This is a genomic window from Citreicoccus inhibens, from assembly GCF_019039035.1.
Taxonomy (GTDB): Bacteria; Myxococcota; Myxococcia; order Myxococcales; family Myxococcaceae; genus Citreicoccus; species Citreicoccus inhibens.
Genome location: NZ_JAHNZT010000073.1, coordinates 1 through 10553 on the forward strand (window position 1 = coordinate 1; position 10553 = coordinate 10553).

The following is a 10553-nucleotide window of genomic DNA, read 5'->3' on the forward strand; positions in this document are numbered from 1 at the left end:
GGCATGAGGCCGTCCGCTCGGACGCCGCCCCCCACCGCGGCCGGTCTCCCCCTCGAGCCCCGAGCGCCCGCGCGCACCGCGCCCCCCGTGCTCGGCCCCGCCCAGGGCCCCGTGGCACCGCCGCCTGCGCCCCCAGGGCGGACGCCCACGGCGCCGGCGAATACCCGGCCGCCCCCGCCCGTGCCCGACAGCGCCCTGCCCAACCGGCCGGGTGCTGCCCCCGCCCGCCCGGCGCCCGTGGCCTCGCGGTTCGGTCTGGCCGTCATCGCGGGCTCCATGCGTGGCCAGCGCTACAAGCTCCCCGTCACCGGCTGCGTGGTGGGTCGCCAGCGCGGCGCCATCCTCTTCGCGGATGATGTCTTCGTGTCGCCGCTGCACGCCACCTTCCTGGTGAAGGACGGGGCGCTCTTCGTCCGGGACGAGACGAGCGCATCTGGCGTCTACGTCACCATCTCCGGCACCGAGGCGCTGGTGCCTCGCGCGCTCTTCAGCGCCGGCCTGCGCCTGTTCCGTTTCACGGGTCGCGCGGAAGCACCGCCGCCCGTCTCGGGACGGCCGGCCATCTACGGCGCCCCGGTTCCCCTGGGGCAAGCCGTGTACGGGGTGGAGGAAGTCCTCGTGGGCGGTCGCGCCGGTCGCGCGGTGGTGACGGCCGCGCCGCTGCTCACGCTCGGGCAGGCCCACTGCGACCTGTCCTATCCCAACGACGAGGGCATGTCGGGCCGGCACTGCGAGCTGAGCCCCACGCCCACCGGCGCGCTCCTGCGCGACCTCTCGGGCGGACTGGGCACCTACGTGCGCGTGCCGCCCATGGTGGAGCGGCCCCTCAGGCCCGGCGATCGCGTCCGCCTGGGCCAGCACGTCGTCCAGGTCGAGACGCTGGGCTAGCGGAGCATCACGGCTCGGGAGCGGCCACCACCGGCCCGCCGAGCCGCTCCTCGATATACGTCCGCGCCTTCGAGTCAGACGCATCCCGCAGGTGACGCGTCCACCACCCGCGCGCCTCGCCCAGGTTCTCCCGCTGCCAGTACAGCTCGCCCAACTTGAGGGCCAGCTCGGGATCCGGATTGAGCTGGAACGCCTCCTTGTACATGGAGGTCGCGAGCCCCAGGTCCTTGGCGGCCAGGGCGCGATCTCCATCCAGGCTGCGCTGCCGCGCGCGATCCACGTTCCGCGCGGTGTTGGGGATCTCCTGCTCGTATAGGGGGCGCTCGGGATCCGGCTCTCCGCCGGTCAGCGGCACGGGGGCATTGCGAGGCAACGCGTAGGGCGCGTCCGGCCCGGTGTTCGCGTTGCCCATGAAGTAGAAGTAGTAGACGAAGAAGCCCACCGTCCCGATGACGAGCATCAAGGTGAGGGCCTTGAAGAACAGCGACAGGCCCCCTCCCCCTCCGCCCGGGTTGGTGGCCACCATCGAGTCGGTGCGCTCGCGACCGGCGGACATCTCGGCCGCGCCAGCGGGCAGCGGCGCCAGCACGTCGGGGAGCGCGCGAACGGTGGCTTCGACCGTCTGATCATTCCAGCTGCGAGCGCTCGCGTCCTGCGCGTCGTGCGACTGACCGCTGGCGGCGAGGGCCTTGCGCGGCAGCGGCGCCAGTACATTGGAGGGCTGAGGCCGGCGGGGCGCGGCGTCCGCCCGGCGGCGCTCCTTGTCCACCGCGGCCAGCTCCGCCTTGAACGCCTCGGCGTTGGCGGGGCGATCATCCGGGTTCTTGGAGAGCGCGCGGAGGATGAGCCGCTCCATCGCGGGGCTGATGCGCGCATCCGGGCGCCGCTTCGTCGGCGCGGGCGGCTCCTCGGTGAGGTGCTTCGTCGCGAAGCCCACCGCGGAGTCCGACTCGAAGGGCAGCAGGCCCGTCATCAACTGATAGAGGATGACGCCTACCGCGTAGAGGTCCGAGCGGTGGTCGAGCTGCGCGCCCCGCGCCTGCTCCGGCGACATGTACTCGGGGGTGCCGCAGACGAAGCCCGCGCGGGTGAGCGCGGGGCCGTCGTCCTGGGAGTCGGTGATCTTCGCGATGCCGAAGTCGAGCACCTTGACGAAGTCCGGCTCGTTGCGCCGCTGCTCCACCATGATGTTCTCGGGCTTGAGATCCCGGTGGATGACGCCGGCGCCGTGGGCGTCGGACAGCGCGCTCAGCACCTGATTGACGATGCGCGCGACGCGGCTCTCGGCCAGCGGCCACTCGCGGCTGAGGATCTGGTGGAGATCCTGCCCAGACACGTACTCCATCGCGATGAAGAGCGCGCCGTCCTCGGCCTGACCGAAGTCCAACACGCTGATGGAGTTGGGGTGGTTGAGGCGGCTGGCGGCCTTGGCCTCTCGCTGGAAGCGCGCCACGGTGCGCTCGTCCGACAGCAGCGTGTGGCGCAGGACCTTCAGCACCACCACCTTGTCGAGCGCGATCTGCCGCGCCCGGAACACGCGGCCCATTCCGCCTTCGCCGATGAGGGCCTCGACGCGGTATTTGTGGGCGATGGTCTTGCCCACGTACTCGTCGCCTTCCGGCGCGCGCACGAGTGTCGCCCCACATGCGGGGCAGTACCGGGAGGAATCTTGGGCGTCAGCGCCGCAGGAGGGGCAGAGCAAGTCAGCGTCCCGTGAGGTGGGGCCGGGACTTCACCACGTCGCTCGGGTCACGAGCAAGCCACGCGTAGTGCCCCCATCGCCGTCCTACCCCTGCTAGAACGCGGAGACTCCCATGGACGCCGTGGAATATTGCCCCCGCTGTGACACCGAGAACCCTCGGGACGCCACCGTGTGCCGCGCCTGCGGCTCGCCCCTGCGTTCCGGCACGATGGTGATGGCCGTGGCGGCCGTCTCCTCCCGGCCACAAGTCTCCATCCGCGTCGTGCGCGCCGACGGAGGCCCCGAGTCCCTCGTCCGCATGCAGCGCGACACGCTCACCTGCGGGATGCAGGCGGACATCGCCCTCAACGATGATCCGTTCATCATGCCGGTGCAGGCGCGCTTCTTCTTCTCCGGCTCCCGGCTCGCGGTCGAGGACGTGGGCGGCGCCAATGGCGTCTTCGTCCGACTGCGCCAGGAGCGCGAGCTGCCCACCGGCGGCGAGCTGCGCCTCGGTCGTCAGCGCATGGTGCTGGAGCCCATCCCCGCTCCCGCGCTGGGCCCCGGCGGTACCCAGGTCTGGGGCTCACCGGATCCGGGCTACCGTCTCCGCCTCGTGCAGCTCCTCGAGGGCGGCCTGCGCGGCGCGGCCTTCCCCCTTCGCGAGGGGGACAACCTGCTCGGTCGAGAGCAAGGCGAACTGACCTTCCCCACGGACGGCTTCGTGTCCGGGCGGCACGCATCACTCACGGTGAGAGGGGATCGACTCCTGGTGCGGGACGTGGGTTCGTCCAACGGCACCTTCATCCGGCTGGCGGGTCCCACGTTCGTGGACAACGGGGACCACTTCCTCATCGGACGCCAGTTGCTGCGGGTCGAGATTCAAGCCGGGGCGGCCTGAGCCTCGGGGTCGGGGCCGCACGGTGCATTGCGCCGCGCGGCCCCAACGTCCTGCTCACCCGTACGACTTCTCCTTCTTCTCCTGCTCCTCCTTGCAACGGATGCACAGGGTCGTCACGGGACGCGCCTCCAGGCGCTTGGGCGAGATGTCCTCCTCGCAACGCTCGCAGATGCCGAAGGTCCCGTCCTCGATGCGAACGAGCGCCTTCTCAATCTTCTGCAGGAGGAACTTCTCGCGATCACGGAGGCGGAACACCATCGACTGCGCGTACTCGGAAGACGCCAGGTCGATCTCGTCCGGCAGATCATCCGTATCGAAGGAGGACTCCTCTACCAGGGTTTTCTTGGCGCTCTCGATCAGGCTCGTCTTGCTGTCCTCGAGCATCTTCTTGTAACGCTTGAGATCTTTCTGGTTCACAGCGAGTGCTCCGGTGCGGCGAGGGGAAGAGGCCCTACCCTCAAAAAAAGGGCCCGAAAGCTTTATTCATGCGGTGGTCAGTGTCAAGGTGACCTGACCCGGGTCCGGCGGTAACGGAGGGACAGCTTGAGCGAGAACACGAAGTTCGATCGGGAATTCTTGCGCTCGGTCCTCGCGCTGGCCGGCAAGCCGGACGTCGATCACTTCCTCTACATCTGCGACACCCCCATCCCCACCGAGGAACTCCGGGGAAGGCAGGCGCGCAAGAAGCTCGTCTACGCGGTAACCCTGGACAAGCTCGCGCAGGAGCATCAGGCGAAGAAGTTCCGAGCCCTGGTGATTCCCGCCTATGACTATTCGCGGACAGAGCGGGTGAAGGTGGCGCTCGTGTCCGCGCTCTCACAGGGAGCGTTCAAGGAAGGCGATCTCGTCTTGTGCATGACGGGGAAGGTAGGCCGCCCCCCTGACACGCTCATGCAGATGCGCATCGGAGGCTCCCTCGATGACCGGCTGGCCATCGAGGGCGTGAAACTCGGGGAGGAGTTCAACTCCCAGGTCGTGGACGCCCTCATTCAGCTCGCGCTCCAGATTGGCCAGGAGGGCTTCGAGGGTCACCCAATCGGGACCATCATCACGATTGGCGACCACACGACGGTCCTGGAGAAGAGCCGCCAGATGACCATCAATCCGTTCCAGGGCCTCTCCGAGGCGGAGCGGAACGTGCTGGACCCCAAGATTCGGGAGGCCATCAAGAACTTCTCCGTGCTCGATGGCGCGTTCGTCATCCGCGAGGACGGCGTCGTGCTCGCGGCGGGTCGCTACCTGTCCGCGACCGACGACTCGGTGAAGATTCCCTTGGGGCTGGGGGCGCGCCACGCAGCCGCCGCGGGCATCACCTCCACCACGGACTGCATCGCGCTCGTCGTCAGCCAGACCTCGGGCGCGGTCCGCCTCTTCAAGGGCGGCAACATCGTCCTCGAACTGCACCAGACGGCTCGCCGCACCTGAGCCACCACCGTCGCGGTGGGCGCTGCCGCCCGGACCTCACGGGCGGCCCATCCCCCCTCATGGCGTCAATCCGCGGTCGTCCGCTCCGGACTGGAGCGCTGCTCCTCCCGGTAGATCTCCGCCAGGGCGTGCGCCTTCTCGACCTCGTCACGGGCCGCTTCGAGCGCGAGCACCTGCTCGAAGCGCTGCACCCGAGCCCGAAGTGCCTCGGTGACGACCCCGCCCGCCGCGATGCGCGCCGAGGCGCTCTCGCGCTCCGAGCGCAACTCCACCACACGAGCCCCCAGCTCCGCCGCGGCCTCCAACAACAGCCGGGAGTCCTGCTCCACGCGTTCGAGTGAGGCGCGCGCGGCGGCGCGGAGCTGCTCGGCCTGAGCCCGATCGCGCTCCAACACGTCCACCGCACGCGCATCGCCTCGAGTCTCAGCAGTGAGCCGTCGCGAGGCGATGTCCTCCAACCTGCGGGTGTAGCGCTCCACGGAGCGCCCCAGGTCCCCCTTCAAGGCCAGCAAGGTCGCCGCCGACTTGCGCACCTCCGCGCCCTGCCGCTCCAGGCCCTCGATGAGCGAATCGAACGTGGCCAGCGGACTCACCGGCGCCACAGGCGCCTTCTTCTTCCAGAAACCAAACATGGCGCTCCCATGACGAGCCTATCCGAACGGCCGACACAACAAGCGGACCCGCGCCAGTGCCTCGGCCACCGGCTGACCACCGGCCGACAGCACCGCCAGATAGCGCCCCGAAGAGAGCCCGTAGACCGAGAGGAGGTGCTGCAGGAGCACGACACTCTCGGTCGCGCGCTGTTCCGCGGGAGCAAGCGACGCCGCCTCGGCCAGCGCGTCCAGGATGTCCCGGACCCGAGCGACCGTCTCCGAGCCAGGGAGTTCGCCTGAGAGTGACCGGGCGGGATTCTCGGGGAACAGCGCGTCGAACGACGCCTCCACGGCCACGACCGCTGGCGCATCCCGTTTGGCCGCCACGGCCTCCAGCGCCTCCAGATGCGGCGCGAGCGCATCCAGCGCCTCGGAGGTAGCCTCGACCTCGCGAGGCAGCAGCGTGTGCCAGGGCGTGTCGAACTCGGTGCGGGCCCAGCGAATCTCCGCGTCCGAAAGCTGGTGATAGAAGGCGCGCCCGCCCGCCGCCCGCTGCTCCAGGACCAGGGACCTGAGGTCGGGGTTCTCCTCCCCCAGCGAGATGAAGCTCAGCGCGATGTCGAGCGCATCGATGGGCGCGCGCATCCGGCGGATGAGCTCGAGGTCCACCCGGTCCTCACCGTCGGTGACCAACACCACTGTGGCCCGCGCGAGGTAGGGGTCCTTCCCTTGTGCGGCCCGGATGGAGTCGAACGCGGAAAGCAGCGCCAGCGAGATATCCGTCTGCCCCTCCGCGGGCGAGTGACGGAACAGCTTCTCGATCTGCCGAGTGGCCTCGACTGATGTGTCCACGCGGGCCAGCTCCGTGGGGATGTCGTTGAAGAAGCTGAAGTAGATGGGATCGAAGGGCTCGCCGCGCCGAGCCTTCACGCGCAGGTTGTTGAGCTCCGCGATGATGAGCGCGTCCCGGAAACGTGCCCGCGCGCCATGCATGGAGCCAGACGCGTCGCACACGTACACGCGAACCGCGGTGCGCTTCACCTTCTTCGAGCGCCGGGGAGGAACCTCCTCCAGGTACGCACGAACAAGCTGTCGGTGCGCCGCGAGGTCATGCAGCAACAGCCGAGGATCCGTGACGACGAAGTGCTGAACGTCGTGCAGGTTGCCCGTCGTCTCGAAGGTCATCCGCTGCGTGGGGTACGGCACGCGACGAGGCTTCGGCCGAGCCTCCGGAGGAGACTCCTCGATCACCTCGGCAGCCAGCGCATCCTCGACGTCAAAGTATCGAGCACATCCCGCGGCAAGCTCGAAGGTCGCGAGCTGTTCCGGCCTCAGGGAGAACGCCAGGTCCGCCAGGAGATCATCCGCGCCACCCGGCTCTTTCCGTCCCTCCGGAGACACAGGAGTCTCCCGGGGCGCCTCCCCCAACCATCGGGAGAGCGTCTCCCGCTCGGCCTGCTCGACCATCGTCGTGAGCTTCGACTCGGCGGGAAGGAGTGGGGCCAGGGCTTCACGAGCCGCGGCAGCGAGCTGCGCGTCCCCGGCCTCCAGCGCGGTTTCATACAATCCCCGCAGCGCGGCATACGCCACGCGAGGCTCGGTCCGAGCCCGCGTGCGAACCTCCCGAATCAGCTCGCCGAGTGAGCGTGTGATCGGGCCTGTCCGAACCCGCTCACGCGCCTCGGCCACTTCATTGCGCAGCGCCATGCCGCGCTCGCGGTCTTCCTCCAGGCCCAATCGAAGCAACAACTCGTGGGCTACATCCAGGTCGCGCCGCTTCTGCGCCACATCGCTGACATTCGAGCGAGCCCGCTCCGCGAGCACCTCGGCCACCGCGAGGCGGGCACTCGACGGCGGTCGACCATGAGAAGTCGAGGCAGCGCGCGCGAAGACCTCGAACGTGTCATTCCCATCGCGGGTCGTGCTCGCGCGACCAAACAACTCGGCCACCCGAACGGCTCGGGCCAACTGAACGAACCCACGCTCGATTGCGGTCAGCGCCCCGTCCGGCAATTCCCGAGCGCGATGCGAGCGCTCCGCGCGGGACACGCACTGCGAATACTCATCCAGTGCCTCTGCGGCACGTCCCTCAAGACCTTGGGCCAGTGCTCCCGCCCTCCCCCGCTTCACCCCAAGCCGATGCAACAGCCGCGCATCGGCCGACGTGTGCACACCCACGCGATCCAACGCCCTGTCGAGAGCACTCAGCACCGGCAGCGACAGATCGTCCGGGCCTCGAAGCCTCCGACCCAACAGCGCCCAGGACATCGCTCCTCCCACCGGAGGGTGCCGCAGGGCATCCACACGCGAGCGCAACTCGGAGAGCCGACGTGAGAGCACGACTCAGGCCCCTCGCCCAGCCACGACGCAGTGCTCTCGACGAAGCGCCATCATGCGGCGGTCCGCCGCTCCAGCACGTGGCGACTGAACTGGCCAAACTCCTCATCCATGCGCTTCAGCATCGCCACCAGCTCGCTGGCGCGCCCCCCCACCTCGCCCGAGAGGCCACGCAGCACCGCGAGCGCGGCCTGGAGACGAACCAGCTCGCCCTCCTTCAAGGCCAGCAATGGGAAGCGGCTGCGCACGAGCCGATCGAAGGTCCGCTCCGCATCGGTGCGCTCGGTCAACGACTCAGGCGGAGGCAGGACCGACAGCAGCTGCGACAACCACACCCGCAAGTACGTGACACGCGACTCCAGGAAGGCGAGCTCCGCTCTCGCTACGGCCTCGCGAACTCCCGCGGAGAACACCCCACCGGCCGGAGCAAGCAACCCCTCCAGCCCCACCAGGGACGAGAACTCGCCATCAAGCGCCCGAGCAGACACTTCCTCTCGATAGTGCGAGTACGCATCGCCATTCAGTGCTGAAACGGGGGCAGGAGGGATGTTCGCGGATTGCCGAGCCACCGCGCCAGCATGCTCGCGGATCCGCGTCTCGATGATCTCGCGGCAGTCCGCGATGAGCGCCTCGGGAGCCACGCCCTCACGGCGAAGGTTCTCGGTGACGGACTGGAGCGCGCGCGCGTATTGCTGAAGCCGGTCGAACGGCGTCGACCCCAGCACTTCACGCGCGTAGGCCACACCCAATGGCCGCAGCAACTCCTGCTTCAGGCCTGGTTGACTGGCATCGAGCGACTGGAGCGACTGATCAACCTGGGTGAGCCGGCGAGAATCCGCCGTCAGTGCATCCAGTGGATCCTTCCGTGTTCGCGGCGGCTGGCCCTGAAAGGCCACGACCACCCGCCGCCGCAGCGCCATGACGACCCGCTTGCGAGCCACGCCGTCCGCCTCGCGAAGTTGGGCCTGCGCCGCCGGGAGCCCTTCCGCGAGAATCGCCGCGAGCTCGCTCGTCATCCCGAACTCTTCTTCCAGGTTGCTCGCGAGCCCCACCACGCTGTCGACCTTGAACCCATCCTCGAAAGCCAGTCCCTCCGCGGCCAGAGACCACAGCTCGAACGCCTGCGCCAAGAACCGCGCCGTGAGCGTGCACAGCGACGGGAAGACGGGTTGCAACTCGGGAACCGCCCGACACAGCGCCAGGACGTCACGCACCGCAGCCAACAGCGGCATGCCCATTCGCCCCTCGCCAGGGGCGGACATCCCGCGAGCCAGCCGCTGTTCCGTCACCGCAACGAGTGAGCGCGCGGCCCCCAGCAATGGCGCCCGGTTCTGCGCATGGCGAGGTCCGGGCACGAGCTTGCCCAGCAACCCCTTCGCCGTGATGGAAACCATCGCCGGCTGCCATGCGCGTCCCAAGGACTCGACGCTGGCGACATCCTCGGTCGCGGCCAGGGCCGCCGCCTCTCGCTCCAAACCACCGCCCAACTCCTGGCGCACCTGGGCCAGCGCATCATCGAAGGCGCGCTGTTCGAGTCGGACAATCTCCAACTGTGCCCGCTCGCGAGGATCCACGGACGCCTTGAGCAACGCCTCGGTCTCGGCGCTTTGGGGCCCTCCCAACAAGAAGAACCAGCGCAGGGCGTCCAGGTCTTCCACCGTTGCTTCCAGCGGTCGGTCCGGGCGCCGGTAGATTTGATCTCGCACCACCGCGGCCTTGAGCGCCCACATCGCCTTCACGATGGAGCGCTGCGAGAAGTACTTGGTGGGCACATAGTCGGGGAGCTTGGAAACCTGCGCGACCAGCACGCGCTCCAGCGCATCCGCCAGCAGCTCCACGCCCTCCAGGACATGGCCTGGAACCGTCACCCGCTCGACTTGAGCCTGGAGCAGGTCCAACTGCTGCAAGGTCAGTGCTGCCTTCAGGTCCGGACGAGCTCCGCCGACAAAGCGCTGCAGCATCGCCGCGCGGCTCTCTCGCCGGGCGAAAGCCTTCGGGACGAAGCAGATGAAACTCATCCGGTCCGCGAAGGCCAACAACAGCTCGGGAGACTGAGCAAGGACCTCGGAGAGGTAGCGATTGCTGGTCATGATGACGCACTCGGTCCGCCCGACCGTCACGCGCCTCCCGTGCTTCAGCTCCCGCTCGTACAAGACGTTGAGGATGGAGCGAAGGAGCATGTCCCGCCCATCGAAGACCTCATCGAGGAAGGCATGCACGGAGCCCAGCATCCCCTCCTCGGTCAGGTACTCCGTGCGTCCTGTCTCCGTGAGCACCTTGAAGTCCACCGGGCCGATGAGGTCCGCCTGCACCGTCGACTCGGCGATCTGCTTGGAGAACAGCGAGGGGAGTCCAGAGCCTTCGTCCGTGATGCGGCCCAGCACTGCGCTGGCGATGGCGCTCTTCGCCGTGCCTGGAGGGCCCACGACGAGCACGTGCTCACGGCAGAGCAGCGCCAACTCAATCTGCGTGAGGAACGCCTCGCGCTCGAGGAACGTCTCTCGGAGTTCACCAAAGAAGCGACGAAACGCCTGGGCGGCCTGCGGGTACGTCGACATGAGAGGAGTCACGGGGCGTCTGGAGCAACGAGGAGGGCGGCATGCTAGGGGCTGTCCCTGATTAATGCAGCCACAGAGTCATGGCCGCGACGTGGAGGACGGCGAGGTAGCAGGTCGCCGTCTTGTCGTAGCGGGTGGCGACGGCGCGGCATCGCTTGAGGTCGTGGAAG

At 68.6% G+C, this 10553-nt stretch carries 8 protein-coding genes; 3 read left to right on the top strand and 5 right to left on the bottom strand.

The window, feature by feature from the left end; all coding sequences use genetic code 11:
• Nucleotides 1-888 (top strand): FHA domain-containing protein (locus tag KRR26_RS35590; protein ID WP_217082077.1); only part of this gene is annotated, 888 nt, incomplete at its 5' end.
• 7 nt (nt 889-895) lie between these two features.
• On the opposite strand, the gene KRR26_RS35595 is transcribed toward KRR26_RS35590, so the two are convergent.
• Nucleotides 896-2590: a serine/threonine-protein kinase gene (locus KRR26_RS35595; protein ID WP_120210191.1), complete on the bottom strand. Its 1695-nt coding sequence runs from the start codon at nt 2588-2590 to the stop codon at nt 896-898.
• Between the two features lie 112 nt (nt 2591-2702).
• Between KRR26_RS35595 and KRR26_RS35600 the strand changes: the two genes are divergently transcribed.
• Complete coding sequence (locus tag KRR26_RS35600) at nt 2703-3470, top strand: FHA domain-containing protein (protein ID WP_120210190.1); 768 nt, start codon at nt 2703-2705, stop codon at nt 3468-3470.
• 54 nt (nt 3471-3524) lie between these two features.
• Here the strand turns inward: KRR26_RS35600 and KRR26_RS35605 are convergent, their stop codons facing one another.
• Entirely contained in the window at nt 3525-3887 is a 363-nt protein-coding gene (locus KRR26_RS35605; RefSeq protein ID WP_120210189.1) for a TraR/DksA family transcriptional regulator, read from the bottom strand.
• A 126-nt stretch (nt 3888-4013) separates the two neighbouring features.
• On the opposite strand from KRR26_RS35605, the gene KRR26_RS35610 reads away from it, so the two are divergent.
• Nucleotides 4014-4895 (top strand): DNA integrity scanning protein DisA nucleotide-binding domain protein, encoded by an 882-nt coding sequence (locus KRR26_RS35610; RefSeq protein ID WP_120210188.1) that lies wholly within the window; start codon nt 4014-4016, stop codon nt 4893-4895.
• A 65-nt stretch (nt 4896-4960) separates the two neighbouring features.
• Here the strand turns inward: KRR26_RS35610 and KRR26_RS35615 are convergent, their stop codons facing one another.
• The 3 genes from KRR26_RS35615 to KRR26_RS35625 are packed head-to-tail and all read right to left on the bottom strand — an operon-like array spanning nt 4961 to nt 10383.
• The gene (locus KRR26_RS35615) at nt 4961-5527 is read right to left on the bottom strand and encodes a hypothetical protein (protein WP_120210187.1); all 567 of its coding nucleotides are present in this window, start codon (nt 5525-5527) and stop codon (nt 4961-4963) included.
• An 18-nt stretch (nt 5528-5545) separates the two neighbouring features.
• Complete coding sequence (locus KRR26_RS35620; protein ID WP_217082078.1) at nt 5546-7828, bottom strand: vWA domain-containing protein; 2283 nt, start codon at nt 7826-7828, stop codon at nt 5546-5548.
• A 50-nt stretch (nt 7829-7878) separates the two neighbouring features.
• On the bottom strand, nt 7879-10383 hold the full coding sequence (locus KRR26_RS35625; RefSeq protein WP_217082079.1) for an AAA family ATPase: 2505 nt from the start codon (nt 10381-10383) through the stop codon (nt 7879-7881).
• Between the last annotated feature and the right edge of the window lie 170 nt (nt 10384-10553).